This is a genomic window from Streptomyces sp. NPDC059166 (assembly GCF_042755185.1).
Taxonomy (GTDB): domain Bacteria; phylum Actinomycetota; class Actinomycetes; order Streptomycetales; family Streptomycetaceae; genus Streptomyces.
In genome coordinates this window covers 1-16,214 of record NZ_JBHZCI010000072.1, presented here as the reverse complement: position 1 = coordinate 16,214, position 16,214 = coordinate 1, and the positions used below count along the sequence as shown (strand labels likewise).

The following is a 16,214-nucleotide window of genomic DNA, read 5'->3' as shown; positions in this document are numbered from 1 at the left end:
GCCATCTGTGTCGCGCCACGTTTGAGCTGGGGGGGGGGCGGTGCGCTGCGGCGCACCGCCCTCCCCCCTTATTCCGGCTTTACCAAAAACTGACCGGGTGGTCTTTCTCACCATCCGTCAACCCCTTATTACGGTCGCGTAGGTCACATTCGAAGGTGCAGGATGTGCCCTTGTGGCAGACGATTCGAGAAACAGACGAGGCATCATCGGGTCGTACGCGGCGATCGGCGACAGCTTCACCGAGGGTGTCGGAGACCCCGGCCCCGACGGAAGGCTCGTCGGCTGGGCGGACCGGTTCGCGGTACTCCTCGCGGACCAGCTCCCCGCCCCCGACGCGCCGGCCGGTTCCGCGGACGGCCCGCACGGGAACTTCCGGTACGCCAATCTCGCCGTACGAGGACGACTCCTCGACCAGATAGTCGAGGAACAGGTCCCCCGGGCCAAGGAGCTGGCACCTGATCTGGTGAGCTTCTGCGCCGGCGGCAACGACATCCTCCGCCCCGGATCGGATCCGGACGACGTCGCGGAACGCTTCGAGCGAGCTGTCGCCGACCTGACCCGGACGGTCGGGACCGTCATGGTCACCACCGGCTTCGACACCCGCGGCATCCCGGTTCTCAGGCATCTGCGCGGCAAGATCGCCATGTACACCGCCCATGTGCGGTCCATCGCCGACCGCTACGACTGCCCGGTGCTGGACCTGTGGTCCCTGCGGTCCGTCCAGGACAGGCGTGCCTGGGACAACGACCGGCTGCACCTCTCGCCCGAAGGGCACACCCGGGTGGCGCTGCGTGCCGCCCAGGTCCTCGGTCTCGACGTCCCGGCCGACCCCGACCAGGTGTGGCCCCCGCAGATTCCGCGCGGTGCGTTCGAGGTGCGCCGCGACGACATCCAGTGGGCGCGTGAGTACCTCGTCCCCTGGATCGGGCGCCGTCTTCGCGGGGAGTCCTCCGGTGACCACGTCGCCGCCAAGCGGCCGGATCTGCTCCCGCTCTGACCCGGCCGCCGGCGAACGGCGGCGGTGATCGTGGCCGGGCATCGGACCGGCGGCGATCCGGCCGGTCACCTGCCTCCGTGAGGACCCGGCGAGGTCGGCGACGGCAGCGCGGCGCGCAGCGGGAGGGGCGGACGGAGGGCCGGCATCGGACCTCCGCCCGGCCGGGCTCAGGCGGTCAGGGTGTCACGGCCGATGCCGAGTTCACGGGCGAGGGCCTCCTCGGCCCACCGCAGCATGGTGGCTCGCGAGAGCGGGCCGCCGTACGACATCATCTGGACGGCGAGTCCGTCCAGCAGGGCGGTGAGGCGCCAGGCCACCGACACGGGGTCCTCGCAGTCGAACTCACCGGCCGCGGCACCCTCCTCGATGACCTCGGCCAACTCAGCCTTCCACTGCTGGTCCAGATCACCAGCGACCTCGCGCAGCACCGGATCGCGCAGGGCGGACGCCCAGCCCTCGATCCAGAACCGCCAGCCCTTGGCCTGTCCGGTCGGCGCGTACCAGCGCACGGCGGCCCTCAGCCGCCGGACCGCGCTGGTGCGGCGGGCCAGCAGCTTCCGCAGGTGGGCGAGATCGGCCTCCGCCGCGTAGGCGAAGGCGGCGGCGACCAGCTTCTCCTTCGACGAGAAGTGGTACAGCACGAGGGCGTTGCTCACACCGAGGACCGCGGCCACGTCGGCGATCCTGACGGCGGACACACCTCGGACCTCGATCTGTTCGACGGCAGCCCGCAGAAGTTCCTCGCGACGCTCCGCCACAGTCAGCCGTACTCTCGCCACCAGCTCACCCTAACCAACGCCGCTCGGACTCACGTCCCCCCGTCGTGCGGCCCCGGTCGCGAGCGGTGGCCTCCCGGGCCCGGGGAAGCGCCCGCGCCGTACCAGCCGAACCGCTCCTGCATGAGCGGGAGCCGGTCCGCCGCAAGGGCGTGGGCGGCGGCCCTGGGCGTGCAGTCGTCGCGTGCCGCCCGTTCCAGGACACCGTCCACGAGCGCCCGCAGCGAGCGACGTGTGTGAGCGAAGGCCTCCTCGGCGTCCGCCCCGATGTCCCCGAAGAGCGTCCACCACCACCACGCGTTCGTACCGGAGTTGACGACCACATCGGGCAGCACCGTGATGCCGCGGGCGGCGAGCAGGGCCTCCGCCTCCGGCAGGACCGGCATGTTCGCCGCCTCGACCACCCAACGTGCCTTCACGGCAGCCTGGTTCACAGGATCCACGGCGTAGGAGACCGCCGCGGGTACGAGCACCTCCACATCGGCGGCCAGCCAGGCCTCGGCGGGCAGTTCGCGGTCCCCGTCGCGCAGCGCCCCGCGGTCCACCGTGCCGTACGCGTCCCGTGCGGCCAGCAGCGCCTCGACGTCCAGGCCGTCCGGATTGAAGACCGTCCCCTTCACGTCGGCGACCGCGACGACCCTCAGCCCCGCCTGGGAGAGGAAACGCGCCGTCGCCCCTCCCATGGTGCCGAAGCCCTGCACCGACGCCCGGGCGTCCCGGTGTGCCACGCCCGACCGGTCCAGCGCGGTGAGTGCGGATTCCGCCACCCCGCACCCGCCCACCAGGCTGTCCAGGCCGATCCCGTTCACGGTGAGTGCGAAGGAATCGGCCAGCCGCCGTCGCGCCGAACCGAGGTCGTCGAGCAGCGGGTAGACCGCCTGAACGGTCGAGACGAGCCCGGCCTCCGTCGCCGCGCGGTCGACGACTTCCTGACTGAGCCCGAGGTCCTCGCCCGTCGTCCAGACGGTTTCCACGTACGGGCGCATCGCCCGGAGGTAGCGGACGAGCACCCCGTACGCGGCAGGATCACGCGGATCGCAGTCGATGCCCCCCTTGGCCCCGCCCAGCGGGACGTACCGCACCCCGGTGGCGTGGGGGTCGAAGTGAAGGGCCTCCTTCACGGTCATGCCCCTCGCCAGTCCCGCGACCTCGGCCTGTGTGCACCCCCGCCTCATCCGCAGGCCGCCGCTCGAGACGCCGCGCACCAGCCGGTCGACGACGAGGAAGCCCCGGGTCCCGGTGACATGGTCCGTCCAGGTCAGTGAGATCAAGGGGGCGGGGGAGTCCGACGGCACTGTGCGGCTCCTGGATCGGGTGGCAGGCTACTGAACAGAAAGTCAGTATTCGGAGGCGTGGGCGCCGCTGTCAACGTGATCCCGCGGCGTCGAGGCCCCACGTCCGTCCTCCTGCCGCGGAATCCTGCGGCCTACACGTACGTTGGAGTCGCCATGAGGGACTCCGCATGACGAGGCATCGCGCGCCGGGCACCGGAGGGCCCGCCCAGCCTCGTGCGCACCCGTGGCTCACTCGCAACCCCTCGCACCGCCCGACGACAATGAGACGACACCTAGGCACAGGAGATGTTGTGACCGGCCCCGATGAACAGCCCTCACTCCGTACCCGACTGCGCTCGATGCGCCCGGACGCCTTCGGGGCGGACCCGGCCGGTGCCCGCCTGGAGCGCATTCGTGACTCGCCGAACTTCGCCGACGGGGTGTTCCGCAATCCGGAGGGCACGCAGAGCCGGCCCTCCATCCCCATGATCGAATTCGCCAAGATCTACTTCCGTAAGGAGGAGCGGGTCCGCAGGTCCCCCGCCGGGACCGTCCCCGTGCACGCCACGACCCTGGCCGACCTGTCGGCTCCGCCTGCCTCGGGGCTGAGGGTGACGTGGCTGGGGCACTCCAGCGTGCTCACGGAGATCGACGGCCACCGGGTCCTCTTCGACCCGGTCTGGGGCGAGCGATGCTCGCCGTTCGCCTTCGCCGGACCGAAGCGTCTGCACCCGGTTCCGCTGCCACTGGCGGCGATGGGTCCCGTCGACGCCGTCGTGATCTCCCACGACCACTACGACCACCTCGACCTGCCCACGATCAAGGCCCTCGCGCGCACGGAAACCCTCTTCGCCGTACCGCTCGGCGTCGGCGCGCACCTGGAGCGCTGGGGCGTCGCACCGGACCGGATCCGTGAGCTCGACTGGAACGAGACCACGCAGATCGGAGAGATCGGCCTGACCGCCACCCCCGCCCGCCACTTCTGCGGGCGCGGTCTGCGTAACCAGCAGCACACGCTCTGGGCCTCCTGGGTCGTCGCCGGTCCCGAACACCGCGTGTACCACAGCGGGGACACCGGCTACTTCTCCGGCTTCCAGGACATCGGTGCGCAGCACGGCCCCTTCGACGCGACGATGATCCAGGTCGGCGCCTACTCCGAGTACTGGCCCGACATCCACATGACACCGGCCGAGGGAGTGCGCGCACACCTGGACCTCCAGGGCGGGCAGCCGCACGGAGTGCTTCTCCCGATCCACTGGGCCACCTTCAACCTCGCGCCGCACCCGTGGGCGGAACCGGGGGAGTGGATGACGGATGCCGCCGGGGAGGCGGAACAGCCGGTTGCGTTCCCCCGCCCGGGCGAGCCCTTCGAGCCGGCGGGGGACCTGCCGGCGGAGCCGTGGTGGCGGGCGGTGTCGGAGCCGATTCCGCACCCGTGGCGGAGCCTGCGGCGCGCCGAGAGCGTTGCCGGGACGAGCGAGACGGACCTCGACCTCGCGGGCGGGCGGTGACATCGGCCGGGGACGACCGGCGGAGGCCGCGCGGATGCCGGAGCGCCTCCGGCGTGTGCGGCGGCCGTGGCGGAGTCCATGGGGCTGGTCCGCTTCGAAGTGGAGTCGGATTCGATCCCGTCGGAGACTCCCGGGTGCCGCCCACGGACTGACCGAGTCGATCGCACACCGCGACCGGCCCGGCTCACCTCGCGCCCCCGAGCTCGTCGAGGACCACGCGGTGGAGCCGGGCCCGGACACCCGGTCCCGGCTCCACCGGGCGAACCGCCGGTGGACGGTTCGCCGGTGTGTCGCCCGCGAAGGCCGGGCGCGCGTTCAGTGCGGGCCCGGCGGCGAGGCCGGCGGCGGCGATGAACCGGCGGCGGGTCGGCATGGCCGAACTCCTCGGATCTCGGGGTGAAGGGGAGGCGTCGGCGGGAGGCGGTGCCGCCCGCGGGACGGCACTCAGCCGCGGGCGCTGTGCGCCGTGAGGCCGTCGAGGGTCAGGGCGCCGCTGTCGATGCGTACGCTGGTGGCCCATCGGTACTGTGCGCGCACCGCCGGATCGCCGAGGTCCAGAGCACCCCCGGTGTCCGCGGTGAACAGGTACTCCCACCCGTCGCCCTGATCGGCGTAGGCGGTGGACTTCGTGCCGTGCAGGACGAACGCGAAGCGGGCGCCGGGTGCGGTCAGGTCCACGGTGCCGTCGAGATTGTTCAGCGGTTCGGCTCCCGCGGTTATCAGCCCGCCGTTCACCCGCAGGTCCCAGCCGACCCGGTTCAGCCCGTTGTGATAGCGGAACAACAGGTAGTTGCCGGCGTCCTTGGCGACACCGACGAACACGGTGTCCTGTGTCCCGCTTTCCGCGAATCGGCCGGGGGAGAGCACCGCCACCGCGGTGTCGGATCCGGGCGTGATGCCTGAGCGGAACACCAGATGGGTCAACCGGTCGCTCTTCACCGAGAGTTCACCGTCCACGACGTGCACGTCGCCTACGTGACCGGTCACCGGGAGGACGCTCCAGTCAGTCAGGTCACCGTCGAAGCGTTCGTCCAACTCCCCCACCGGGTAGGCGCCGCTGTCCGGTGCGGGAGGCAGGATGCCGACCTCGGCGATGTGCGCTTCCAGTCTGCCGCGCAGGATCCGGGCGCGACCGGGCTGACGGTCGGTGATGTCGGTGCTCTCCCCGGGGTCCCGTACCAGGTCGTAGAGCTCGCTGCGCCCGTCCCGGAGGTACTGCACCAGCTTGTACCTGCCGGAGCGCACAGCGGCGTGGGGGTGGGTCGCGCCGATGAAGTGCGGATAGACCCAGTACAGCTCGTCGCGGCCGAGACTCCCCGCGCCGGTGAGCAGCGGGGCGATGCTCACCCCGTCGAACCGCCGGCCGGGCCTGCCGCCCGCCAGGTCGAGCGCGGTGGGCAGGACGTCGATGGTGGAGACGGGGGCGTCCACCTGGCGGCCCGGGTGCACCTGTCCAGGCCAGTGGGCGATCATCGGGACGCGGATCCCGCCCTCGTACAGCTCACCCTTGCCGCCACGCAGCGGCTGGTTCGCGTCCCGGTACGGCCCGCCGTTGTCGGAGGCGATCAGGAGCAGGGTGTCCTGGGCCAGGCCCAGTTCGGCCAGCGTGCCGGCGATCCTGCCCACCTGGTCGTCGACGCTCTCCAGCATCGCCGCCAGCACGGGGCGGTTGGGAGCTGTACCGGCTCCCGGCTTGGCCTGGTACTTGGCGACCAGGTCGGGCTTCCCGTCGAGGGCGGTGTGCACGGCGTAGTTGGAGACGTGCAGGAAGAACGGTTCGTGGCGGTGGCGCGTGATGTAGTCGACGGCTTCGGCCGCCAGCCTGTCGGTGAGGTGCTCACCGGGCTCGCGGGCCTCCAGGTCCGGCAGGAAGAAGTACGGATGGAAGTAGTCGCCGTCCGCGATGTACTTCTGCTCGGATGCGATGACCTCGCCGAAACCGTGAGCGTAGGGGTTGCCGGGGCGCTGGGCGTACGGGCCGCTGTAGGTCTCGGTGAGGTGCCACTTGCCGATCAGGCCCGTGGCGTAGCCGAGAGGCCCGAGCACATCCGGCACCGTGGGGACGTCGGGGGAGAGGTACTTGGCGCTCGCCGCGTTCTCGCCGCGCAGGAAGTCGGTGATGCCGCTGCGCGCGGGGTAGCGGCCCGTCACCAGCGCGGCCCGGGTCGGAGAGCAGAGCGGGGCCGCGGCGTAGGCGTTGGTGAACAGGGCGCCTTCCCGGGCCAGCCGGTCGATGTTCGGCGTCTCGTTGAAGGTGTTCCCGTAGGCGCCGAGCTCGTCGTGCCCGAGGTCGTCGATGGAGACGAAGATGACGTTGGCGGGGCGGTTCCGGGGGCGGCCGTGGCCTGGTGGTGTGGGCCGGGTGTGTGCGTGCGCGCCGGCCGACGGGCCGGTGGCGAGGGCGGTGGCCACCGCGGTGCCGGTGGCGCCGCCGATGAACCCGCGACGGGACAGACCTGTCGTGGAGTGGCTGGGCATGGGATGTCTCCAGAGTGGGGGCGCGGCGGGTGCGCCGCGGCTGCGTGGGGTGGGACCCCGGCCGCTCCGCGGCGTTGGTGTGCGGGAGCGGGGCGGCCGGGGTGCGTGCCGGTGAGAGGGGGAGCGGGGCGGCCGGGTGCGTGCCGGTGAGAGGGGGAGCCGGGCAGTGGGATGGCCGGTGTCCGACGTCCCACCCGGTTTCCCGACCCCTCGACCCTCCGGCCCTCGACCCCCGGCTGGCCGGGGGTCGGGAGCGGTCGGGGCGTTACCTCAGCCGCTGTGCGCGGCCGTGGGCGTCGGAAGCACCACCGGTACCTCGTCGCCCGGGCGGACGACGACGGTCTCGTTCCGGCGACGAACGATCTTGTCATCGGCGTAGGTGGTGCCGGTGACCGTGAACGTGAGGGGCGCCTTTCCGTCGCGCAGGGTCGCCAATGGTGCGTCGAGCTCGTCAAGCCAGCTGATCAGTCTGCCTCCCAGCTCGTTCACGACCGCGGGCCTCGCGGAGGCCAGGTCGTGGGACTCGCCGATGTCGCCGTCCAGGTCGTAGAGCTTCCAGGAGCGGTCCTCGTAGGAGTAGACGAGCTTCCACTTCCCGGAGCGGATCACCGACTGCGGTCGCTGGTCACGGCCGCCGGCGATCAGGTAGCCGGGCAGGTGCCAGTAGATGGCGTCACGCCGGAGCGGGGCGGAACCGGTGAGCAGCCCGCTCAGGTCGGCGCCGTCCAGCTGGGCGCGCTCGGACGGCGCCAGGCCGGCGAGCGACGCGATGGTCGCGGTGTGGTCGGCGACGTACACCGGCGTGTGGTCGACCCGGTTTCCTCGGACCAGCCGCGGGTTGGTGCTCCAGGCGATCTGCGGCACCCGGATGCCGCCCTCCCGCAGTTCGCCCTTCTGACCGCGCAGCGGCCCGTTGTCGGTGAACTGGTCGACGCCGCCGTTGTCGCCGCTGAAGAGCACGACGGTGTTGTCCGACAGCGGGTGACCGGGGTTGCGCGGATCAGCGGTGGTCCTCAGATGGTGGACGAGGCGGGCCACGTTCTGGTCGAGACCCTCGATCAGCGCGCCGTACGACGGGTTCGAGGTGCTGCTGCCAGGTGCCTTCGCCCGGTACTTGCTCAGCAGGTCCGCACGCGCCTGCTTCTCACCGACCGGTGTGTGGACGGCGTACGAGCCCACGAACGCGAAGAAGCGGTCGTTCTTGTGGCGGTCGACGAAGCCGAGCGTGGCGTCGGCCAGGGCGTCGGTGACGTGCTTGTCCGTGCCGACGAGACCGTCCAGGGCCGCGTCGCTCACCCCCTTGCTGTACGGCTTGATGTTCCGGTCGACGTACTCCTGCGTGTAGTCGGCCGCGTAGGCGTCCAGTCCGGGGCCGATCTTGTTGTGGAACTGCCCGTCGGTGGCGTGGTACGCCCCCGGGTCACCGGCGTTGGTGCCGCCGAAGTTCTCGTCGAAGCCGTGCTGCGCGACGATGTCCGGGCCCGACCTGCTGACGTGGAACTTGCCGAAGTACTCGGTGGAGTAACCGACGTCCTGCAGACGCTCGCCGATGGTGCGCGCGTCGTTCGGGAGGGCGTTGGCACCGTCCGCGCGGCCCTGGGCGGGGCCCTTGAGGAGTGTGTCGTCGCCGCCCCGGTTGAGATCTCCGACGAGGTAGATGTTGTTCTGCGGGCGCGGGGCGTACAGCCCGGTGAGCAGGGCGGCCCGGGTCGGCGTGCAGTTCACCGAGGTGTAGCCGTTGTCGAACGCCACGCCCTCCTGGGCGATCCGGTCGAGGGCCGGCGTCTCGTAGAAGTCGCTGGGGTGGCCGGCATTCGTCCGGCCCGTGCTCACATCGGTCCAGCCGAAGTCGTCGGCCAGGACGTACACGATGTTCGGCGCGGGTGCGGCCGGTTCGCCGCGCCGGCCGAGGGGTTCCGGGGTGTCGGCGGACGCGGGAGAGCCAAGGGTGGGCAGGGTGAGTATCACGGGCAGGGTGAGCAGGCCGATCAGCCGTGAACGTCTCGTCCTCATCGGGATCTCTTTCTCCTCGGGCCGTGCGTGGATGCGGGCCAGGTGGATGTGTGACAGGTGGATGTGCGTGACAGGTGGGTGCAGGCCGGGCGGGTGCGGGGCAGGCGGGTGCGGACCGGGCGGGTGCCGGGCAGGCGGGTGCGGACCGGCGGTCGCGGATCCGGACCGTCGGCAGACGTCCGGAGAGGGGTCGGTGATGCGCGGCAGCGGGGACGCCGCGTCTCTGACTAGCCGTCAGTTACTGCTCGAATGTGCGTCGTTGGCGCAGCGGAAGCCGATGTTGCCCGCCGCGGAGTCGGCGGTGTTCCCGGAACGCGCGGCGACCCGGTAGCGGTAGCAGTACGAGTCGTGGCAGAGGTGCGAGCCACCCCGCATGACGCGAGGGGCCTCGGGGCGGGGATCGTGCAAAGGGCCGCGGGGGTCGTGGACGGGGGCGTCGCCGGCGCGTGCCGCGTAGGTGTCGGACGAGAACGTGTCGGCGCACCACTCCCAGACGTTGCCGACCGTGTTCCACAGGCCGTATCCGTTGGCACGGTACGACTTCACGGGAGCGGTCGTCTCGTGACCGTCCTCGGCCGTGTTCCGGGTCGGGAAGGTGCCCTGCCAGATGTTGCAGTGCCGGCGTCCCCGTGGGGTCAGTTCGTCCCCCCACGGGAACCGCCGCCCCGCGAGGCCACCGCGCGCCGCGAACTCCCATTCGGCTTCGGTGGGCAGGCGCCTGCCGGCCCACGCACAGTACGCCTGGGCGTCGTTCCAGCTGACCTGGACCACCGGGTGGTTCTGAAGTGCGCCGACGGACGACAGCGGACCGGCCGGGTGGCGCCACGACGCGCCCCGCACGACCAGCCACCACGGTGTCCCGGTCGCCTGCCCGACGACGTCGGCCGGATCGGCCCGCACGGCCAGGTGGAAGACGGCCGACACGCCGAGCCGTTCGGCGTCCGTCTCGTAGCCGGTGTCCTTGACGAACGCGGCGAAGGCCGCGTTGGTCACGGTGGTCGCGTCGATCAGGTAGGAGGCGAGCGACACCTCGTGCACCGGGCCCTCGCCGTCCGCGGCGTACCCCTCGCCGAACCCGTCTCCCATGGCGAAAGTCCCTCCGGGCACCGCCACTTGCCCGCGGGTCGTGCGAGCGGCGGAAGCGGGGCGGAACGGCTCCGGAGGCCTGGTGGTCAGGGTGCCGACGGTGCCGATCAGCGGGCTGCCGGAGGTGCCGGCCGAGTGGCAGGATCGGTGATCCCCGGCGATCGGGGCGCAGCAGGACATGGGTGGGCTCCAAGGGGGTGGTCACCAATGGCGCGGGAGGGACGAGGCGCGCACATCGCAGCCTGATCATGAAATGGAATGACATGTGACGGTGCAGGGCGTGGCACGCGGATGCCCTGCGGCACGTCGGAGCACGCCGTGCGACGACGCGGACCTGTGGTCAGCGCGGGATGTCGGCGCACGGCATGCGTGGGAGCGCCGCGCGACGCGGGCTCAAAAGGGGGCGCAGCTCAGGAACACACCCGAGTGTTCGGGGTGGTCACTGCGGAAGGGGAGTGCTCAGCGACAGAACTGGTCGAAGTGGTCGACGCGACGGCTGGGCCAGAACGGGTCCAGCAGTACCGTGCGGACTGAACGGGCACTCCTCATGCGGGAGATGACACCACGCCCCGGACGGATGTTCAATGGCGCGTCCGGCTGATGAGACCGCGGGGAGGGCGCCCGGCGCCGCCTCAGGAGCCCTTGTGCGAGGCGAGCCAGTCCGAGTAGCGGGTCGGGGCGAGCGACGCGTCGGGGCCGCCCGTCAGGACGTCTCCGCGTACGACGGCGAACATGCCGGCGGTGTCGTCCGTGATCACGGCGCGGTTGTCGGAGCGAGCGCCCAACGTGATCCTGCCGAGCTCGTCGAGGGGGAAGACCTCGGGGCCGGCGATGTTGTGGATCCCCCTCAAGGGCTCTCCGGCCGCGATCTCCGCGACCGCGTCCACGACGTCCTGTGCGGCGATCGGCTGGAGGGGAGTGGCGGGCAGGCGGACGGACTCGGCGTCCGAGGTCCAGCTCATGATCGCGTCGACGAACTCCATGAACTGGGTCGCGCGGACGATCGAGTACGGGATCGGCCCGGCGGCGAGGAGTTCCTCCTGGAGTGTCTTCGCCCGGTAGTAGTCCAGTTCGGGTACCTGGTCCACGCCCACGATCGACAGCGCGACGGCGTGGCGTACACCCGCCCTTCGCCCCGCGTCCAGGATGTTGCGCACCGACTGCCTGAAGAAGTCGGGTGAGGCCTCGTCGAAGGTCGGCGAGTTCGTCAGGTCGATGACGACGTCGGCGCCCGCGAGGGCCTCGTCCAGCCCCTCGCCCGTGATGACGTCCACACCCGTCGACTTCGAGTGCGGGACGGCCTCGTTGCCGTCGGCGTTCAGCCTCCTCACGGCCTTCGAGCCGATCAGTCCCGTACCGCCGATCACCGCGAACCTCATGACACGGGTCCTCCGCCCGGGGAAATCCCCTTCACTCCTGCGCCTGACCGGTCCACTGAAACACGCGGCACCCCGGGGCGCACCCGCACGGAGGCGGCCCGAGGCCGGCACCGAGGCCGGGATCCGGTGGACGGACTCAGCGGGCGGCCAGTCGTTCCAGCAGCACCGCGCTGCGCGCCAGCACCTCGCGCTCCTCGTCGGTGAGCTCGCGCTCGATGGCCTGCGCGAGCCAGCCGGCCCGCCGCCCGCGCTCGGCCTCCAGGGCCGCCCGGCCGGCAGGCGAGAGCTCCACCAGGGACTTGCGGCCGTCCGTGGGGTGCGCGCGGCGCACGACGAGGCCCTGGTCCATGAGCAGCCCGACCGCACGCGCCATGGACTGGGGGCGTACGCGCTGATCGGCGGCCAGGTCGCTGGTGGTCATGGCCCCGTCGCGGTCGAGGGTGCCCAGCACCGAGACCTGGCCGAGCGGGATTCGGTCCTCGTGCTTCACGCGCCTCGTGAGCTTGCCCATGGCGTTGCGGAGTTCGGTGGCGACGGCGGCGGGTTCCGGAGTGGGCATAGGGCAGCTTAACCGCTGGTGGCCAGCGAAGCTGTGCACCTGACCTGCACAGCTTGACTGTGCAGCCAAGCTGTGCAGCGTAACTTAACAGCCAAACTGAACAGCATTGCTGTATGGTTCTTCTATCGCGGTACGCGCCGGCGCTGTCGCAGCAGCCGCGACGAGCCTCGACGCGAAGGGCCTCCCATGGTTTGCACTGCACCTGACTCCACCGTCATCACCTCCGTGACCGCACGCAGGGTCCTCGACAGCCGGGGCAACCCCACGGTCGAGGCGGACGTCCTCCTCGCCGACGGATCCCTGGGCCGTGCCGCAGTCCCCTCCGGGGCCTCCACCGGTGCGCGGGAGGCCGTGGAACTGCGCGACGCGGACCCCGGCCGCTGGCACGGCAGGGGAGTCGACCGTGCGGTCGCCCATGTCAACGGCGACATCGCGTCCGCGGTCGTGGGACGCGACGCCGACGACCAGGCCGGACTCGACGCCGCGCTCATCGCCCTGGACGGCACGCCGGACAAGTCCCGGCTCGGTGCCAACGCCGTCCTCGGCGTCTCCCTCGCCGCCGCCAAGGCCGCCGCGGCGGCCCACCGGCAGCCGCTGTACCGCTACCTCGGCGGGGCCGGCGCCAGGCTCCTCCCGCTGCCGATGATGAACATCGTCAACGGAGGAGCCCATGCCGACAACCCGCTGGACTTCCAGGAATTCATGATCGCGCCGATCGGCGCGGAGACCTTCGCGGAAGCCGTCCGCATGGGCTCCGAGATCTTCCACACCCTTCGGCGTGACCTTCTGTCCGCCGGGCACTCCACGGGCGTCGGCGACGAAGGCGGCTTCGCGCCCGCGCTGCGTACCGCCGAGGAGGCACTCGACTTCGTCATGGCGGCCGTCGAGCGCACCGGCTACCGCCCCGGCGCGGACATCGGCATCGTCATGGACCCGGCCTCGTCCGAGTTCTTCCGGGAGGGGGTCTACGTGTACGCCGGTGAGGGCGTGCGTCGCACACCGGCCGAACACGCCGACCACCTGGCCCGGTTGATCGAAACCTACCCGATCGTCTCGATCGAGGACCCGATGGCCGAGGACGACCTGGACGGCTGGCGAGAGCTGACCGCCCGCGTCGGCGACCGATGCCAGCTCACCGGTGACGACGTGTTCTGCACCGACGAGAAGCTGCTGAGCGAGGGCATCCGCACCGGCGTCGGGAACTCGGTCCTCATCAAGGTCAATCAGATCGGGACACTGACCGAAGCCCTCTCCGCGGTCGCCACCGCTCACCGGGCCGGCTGGACCGCCGTCATGTCGCACCGTTCCGGGGAGACGGAGGACACGACGATCGCGGATCTGGCTGTGGCGACGGGCTGCGGCCAGATCAAGACCGGCTCACTCTCGCGGTCGGACCGTACGGCCAAGTACAACCAGCTCATCCGTATCGAGGAGGAGCTGGGCGCCTCGGCCCGGTACGCGGGCAGGGCGGTGCTGGACCGGTTCACGGCGGCGGCCCGGCTGACACCCGCGCACGGCGAGGGCTGACCGTGTCGGACGCGGTGGACCGGCCGGATCTCACCGGGCGGTCCACCGGCGCGCCGCACCAGTGCCTCCCGGCTCGGCGCCCGCCGGGCCCGGAACGGAGTCAGCCCGCCATCATCACCGTGTAGTGCTCCGCCAGGCGTTCCTGGGACAACTCGCGTGCGTAGACCGCGACCTTGCCGATGCCGCCGAGGAAGAAGGAGTTCAGTGTCGCGCTGCCGATACGCATGGGCGACGTCGTGTTGCCGGGCACGATGCCGTAGTCGGCCAGTGCGTCGCTGTCCCTGAGCTGACCGTCCCGGTAGATCCTGGTGCTCCCCGGGGGCTGGGCCGGGCCGTCCGGCGCGGTGCTGATCACGAGGGCGTAGTGGATCCATTCCCCGGGGCGTAGCGGATCCTGGAAGTACGAGCCGGCACCCTGCCCGCCCGCCGGGTTGAACGCATAGCCGGAGATCCGGTTGGCGCGGTCCTCGGAGTTGCCGGCCGAGTAGACGCGCGCGACCCACTCGCACTGGTTGACCGTGGCGTAGGTGAGCTTGCCCAGCCAGTGGACGTATCCGGTCCCCTCCGTCCGGGGGAAGGACAGCACGTCCGGACGCAGCCAGGCCTCGATGGTCAGGGCGCCCGTGGTGGAGACCGACAAGGCGTCCTCGTCGGGGACCTCCACGTACTGGTCGTCCGTACCGTCGAACAGGGTGGCCGGATCGCCGTTGGGCAGGTGTGTGTGTCCCGGGGACCCGTGATACGTCGCGGTGATGCCGCCCGGGGACACCTCGGTGCCCGCTCCGCCGAGTCCTAGGTACAGCACCGGCGCGTCCGAAATGATCATCTGGTCGTACCCGCTCACGAGCGTCCTCCCTGAGGCCCCGGCCGCGCCGTGGCCTCCCTCGACGGGCTCTCCCGTACGGAGTGCCGAGGTGGCGGCGGACCGGCCCCCACTCTAGGAGCGGAGGCCCGCGCCCTGGAACGGCGCTCGCGTGGTCCACGAGGACCGGTGGTGTGCGCCGGAGCGAACTCTTCCGGCGACCGGCCCTGCAGCTTCACGGGGCGCCCGCCCGGCCACGGCGGCAGACGTCGGTCGCGGCGGAACCTGCCCCGTACGGACTCCGGGCCACAACGGCACGCGGCGAAGGGGGCGTTCAGTCGAGGCAGAACTCGTTCCCCTCGATGTCCCGCATGTTGATGCAGGACTCGTTCTCCTCGTCGGCGAGCAGAACCTGGTCGCACACCGCGCCGAGGGCCACCAGCCGTTCGCACTCGGCCTCAAGGGCGGCCAGCCGCTCCTCGCCGACGAGTCCGGTGCCGACCCTGACATCCAGATGGACCCGGTTCTTGGCGGTCTTGCCCTCGGGTACGCGCTGGAAGTACAAGCGCGGCCCGGCCCCTGAGGGGTCCGTGCACGCGAACCACGCGCCGCGCTCCCCGGCGGGCAGGGAGAGGTGGTACTCGTCCCAGGTCGCGAACCCGTCCGGGGGTGACGGTGCGACGTAGCCCAGCACCTCGCACCAGAACCGGGCGACGCGCTCCGGTTCCGCGCAGTCGAAGGTGACCTGAATCTCCCTGATCAGTGGCATCGGCGCACCATAGCAGCGGAGCTGCACCGGCCTCGATCCATTTTCCCGGGTGCGGGAGTCGTGACGCCCGCACAGTTCGGCGGCCCTCGGGTGGCGGGTCTCGAAGGCTCCCGGGTACGGGGCGGCGACCGGGAACCGGCCCGCCCTTCTGAAGCGTGAAAGGCCTGCGGGCGCAAGCCACTTGGGCCGACCGCTTCGCCTGTCTGCGCCTGCTCGGCAGGGTCGTGCGGGGAGAGGCGGATCCGCGGGAGACCGCCGAGTCCGCCCGGCGCTTCGACAACCACTACGTGGAGAGCGCCGTCCGGTGCGCGGCCCTGGAGGCGGCCTGACACCCGGGCCGTGCGGACCACCGGTGCCGGAATGCCCGAGGGGGGGGCGGTATGCGTGCGTCGTCGACTATCGGGTAGTCGGCAGCGCAAGGCGTAACCGAACAAGAAGAAGGGGTTGTTCTCCATGTCCGCATCCCTCGTCGAGACCGTCGACATCAAGGCGCCCGTCAGCGTCACCTGGGCGCTGTGGAGCGATGTGACGCAGTGGCCGAAGTTCCTGAGCCATGTGCGGCGGGTCGATCCGATGGACGAGCGCCGGTTCTCCTGGCAGTTGTCCCTGCCGGGCGCGGACAAGGGCTTCGTCGCGGAACTCACCGAGGTCGTTCCCCAGGACCGGATCGCCTGGAAGACGATCGAGGGAGTCCATCACGCGGGTGTGGTCACCTTCCACCGGCTCGACGACACGTCCAGCCGTGTGGCCCTGCAGATCGAGTACGACCCCAGCGGGTTCGTCGAGCACCTCGGCGCCCTCACCAACCTCGACTCCGCACTCGCCAACTACGACCTGGGTGAGTTCCAGAAGCTTGCCGAGGCCACCGCGGCGGGTGACGGCCCCCGGGGGCTGTGACCGATCACCGCCCACCGGCCGCCCCGGGCGTCCGGTACTCCGAACCGCCGGGGCGCCCCCCCCCGCGGGGGGGCCGCGGGGGGGGCGCGTGGGTTTGTGGGTTTAAAAAAAGAGACAGGCGCGGAGAGGGGGGGGGGTGTTGTGAG

Annotated in this window: 14 protein-coding genes and 1 pseudogene; 5 read left to right on the top strand and 10 right to left on the bottom strand. The window is 71.2% G+C overall.

All coding sequences use genetic code 11. From position 1 onward, the window contains the following. Positions 1-172 precede the first annotated feature (172 nt). The gene (locus tag ACFXOA_RS31480; RefSeq protein WP_385035458.1) at positions 173-997 is read left to right on the top strand and encodes an SGNH/GDSL hydrolase family protein; all 825 of its coding nucleotides are present in this window, start codon (positions 173-175) and stop codon (positions 995-997) included. 167 nt (positions 998-1,164) lie between these two features. Here the strand turns inward: ACFXOA_RS31480 and ACFXOA_RS31475 are convergent, their stop codons facing one another. Together ACFXOA_RS31475 and ACFXOA_RS31470 are read right to left on the bottom strand one after the other, a co-directional pair. Beyond that, positions 1,165-1,776, bottom strand: coding sequence for a TetR/AcrR family transcriptional regulator (locus tag ACFXOA_RS31475; RefSeq protein ID WP_385035456.1), 612 nt, complete (start codon positions 1,774-1,776; stop codon positions 1,165-1,167). Positions 1,777-1,805: 29 nt separating this feature from the next. Next, positions 1,806-3,068 carry a Glu/Leu/Phe/Val dehydrogenase dimerization domain-containing protein gene (locus ACFXOA_RS31470; protein ID WP_385035454.1) on the bottom strand — a complete coding sequence of 421 codons (1,263 nt, stop codon included), beginning with the start codon at positions 3,066-3,068 and terminating at the stop codon, positions 1,806-1,808. Between the two features lie 338 nt (positions 3,069-3,406). Between ACFXOA_RS31470 and ACFXOA_RS31465 the strand changes: the two genes are divergently transcribed. Further along, entirely contained in the window at positions 3,407-4,558 is a 1,152-nt protein-coding gene (locus tag ACFXOA_RS31465; protein WP_385035460.1) for an MBL fold metallo-hydrolase, read from the top strand. Between the two features lie 184 nt (positions 4,559-4,742). Here ACFXOA_RS31465 and ACFXOA_RS31460 read toward each other — a convergent pair whose 3' ends face one another. The 6 genes from ACFXOA_RS31460 to ACFXOA_RS31435 form a co-directional block, all read right to left on the bottom strand. Then, complete coding sequence (locus ACFXOA_RS31460; protein WP_385035452.1) at positions 4,743-4,931, bottom strand: hypothetical protein; 189 nt, start codon at positions 4,929-4,931, stop codon at positions 4,743-4,745. A 71-nt stretch (positions 4,932-5,002) separates the two neighbouring features. Further along, complete coding sequence (locus ACFXOA_RS31455; protein WP_385035450.1) at positions 5,003-7,036, bottom strand: sulfatase; 2,034 nt, start codon at positions 7,034-7,036, stop codon at positions 5,003-5,005. 270 nt (positions 7,037-7,306) lie between these two features. Then, complete coding sequence (locus ACFXOA_RS31450; protein ID WP_385035448.1) at positions 7,307-9,049, bottom strand: sulfatase; 1,743 nt, start codon at positions 9,047-9,049, stop codon at positions 7,307-7,309. Positions 9,050-9,283: 234 nt separating this feature from the next. Then, positions 9,284-10,315 (bottom strand): formylglycine-generating enzyme family protein, encoded by a 1,032-nt coding sequence (locus ACFXOA_RS31445; protein ID WP_385035446.1) that lies wholly within the window; start codon positions 10,313-10,315, stop codon positions 9,284-9,286. Between the two features lie 452 nt (positions 10,316-10,767). After that, on the bottom strand, positions 10,768-11,514 hold the full coding sequence (locus tag ACFXOA_RS31440) for an SDR family oxidoreductase (RefSeq protein ID WP_385035444.1): 747 nt from the start codon (positions 11,512-11,514) through the stop codon (positions 10,768-10,770). Positions 11,515-11,650: 136 nt separating this feature from the next. Further along, positions 11,651-12,073 carry a MarR family winged helix-turn-helix transcriptional regulator gene (locus tag ACFXOA_RS31435; protein ID WP_385035442.1) on the bottom strand — a complete coding sequence of 141 codons (423 nt, stop codon included), beginning with the start codon at positions 12,071-12,073 and terminating at the stop codon, positions 11,651-11,653. 186 nt (positions 12,074-12,259) lie between these two features. On the opposite strand from ACFXOA_RS31435, the gene eno reads away from it, so the two are divergent. Beyond that, entirely contained in the window at positions 12,260-13,600 is a 1,341-nt protein-coding gene (gene eno / locus ACFXOA_RS31430) for a phosphopyruvate hydratase (protein ID WP_385035440.1), read from the top strand. Between the two features lie 100 nt (positions 13,601-13,700). Here the strand turns inward: eno and ACFXOA_RS31425 are convergent, their stop codons facing one another. Continuing rightward, on the bottom strand, positions 13,701-14,444 hold the full coding sequence (locus ACFXOA_RS31425) for a LamG domain-containing protein (RefSeq protein WP_385035438.1): 744 nt from the start codon (positions 14,442-14,444) through the stop codon (positions 13,701-13,703). A gap of 292 nt (positions 14,445-14,736) precedes the next feature. Beyond that, positions 14,737-15,171 carry a VOC family protein gene (locus tag ACFXOA_RS31420; protein ID WP_385035436.1) on the bottom strand — a complete coding sequence of 145 codons (435 nt, stop codon included), beginning with the start codon at positions 15,169-15,171 and terminating at the stop codon, positions 14,737-14,739. 188 nt (positions 15,172-15,359) lie between these two features. On the opposite strand from ACFXOA_RS31420, the pseudogene ACFXOA_RS31415 reads away from it, so the two are divergent. Continuing rightward, positions 15,360-15,500: pseudogene (locus ACFXOA_RS31415) on the top strand (cupin domain-containing protein); the annotation flags it as partial. A 124-nt stretch (positions 15,501-15,624) separates the two neighbouring features. Then, positions 15,625-16,068, top strand: a complete 444-nt coding sequence (locus ACFXOA_RS31410; RefSeq protein ID WP_365527925.1) for an SRPBCC family protein — start codon at positions 15,625-15,627, stop codon at positions 16,066-16,068. The last annotated feature ends 146 nt before the right edge of the window (positions 16,069-16,214 follow it).

Bases quoted from the DNA above. Each gene is read 5' to 3' on its own strand.
- ACFXOA_RS31450 (WP_385035448.1), bottom strand. From the start codon at position 9,049: ATGAGGACGAGACGTTCACGGCTGATCGGCCTGCTCACCCTGCCCGTG.
- ACFXOA_RS31440 (WP_385035444.1), bottom strand. From the start codon at position 11,514: ATGAGGTTCGCGGTGATCGGCGGTACGGGACTGATCGGCTCGAAGGCC.
- ACFXOA_RS31435 (WP_385035442.1), bottom strand. From the start codon at position 12,073: ATGCCCACTCCGGAACCCGCCGCCGTCGCCACCGAACTCCGCAACGCC.
- ACFXOA_RS31410 (WP_365527925.1), top strand. From the start codon at position 15,625: ATGTCCGCATCCCTCGTCGAGACCGTCGACATCAAGGCGCCCGTCAGC.
- ACFXOA_RS31455 (WP_385035450.1), bottom strand. From the start codon at position 7,036: ATGCCCAGCCACTCCACGACAGGTCTGTCCCGTCGCGGGTTCATCGGC.
- ACFXOA_RS31420 (WP_385035436.1), bottom strand. From the start codon at position 15,171: ATGCCACTGATCAGGGAGATTCAGGTCACCTTCGACTGCGCGGAACCG.
- ACFXOA_RS31445 (WP_385035446.1), bottom strand. From the start codon at position 10,315: ATGTCCTGCTGCGCCCCGATCGCCGGGGATCACCGATCCTGCCACTCG.
- ACFXOA_RS31465 (WP_385035460.1), top strand. From the start codon at position 3,407: ATGCGCCCGGACGCCTTCGGGGCGGACCCGGCCGGTGCCCGCCTGGAG.
- eno (WP_385035440.1), top strand. From the start codon at position 12,260: ATGGTTTGCACTGCACCTGACTCCACCGTCATCACCTCCGTGACCGCA.
- ACFXOA_RS31460 (WP_385035452.1), bottom strand. From the start codon at position 4,931: ATGCCGACCCGCCGCCGGTTCATCGCCGCCGCCGGCCTCGCCGCCGGG.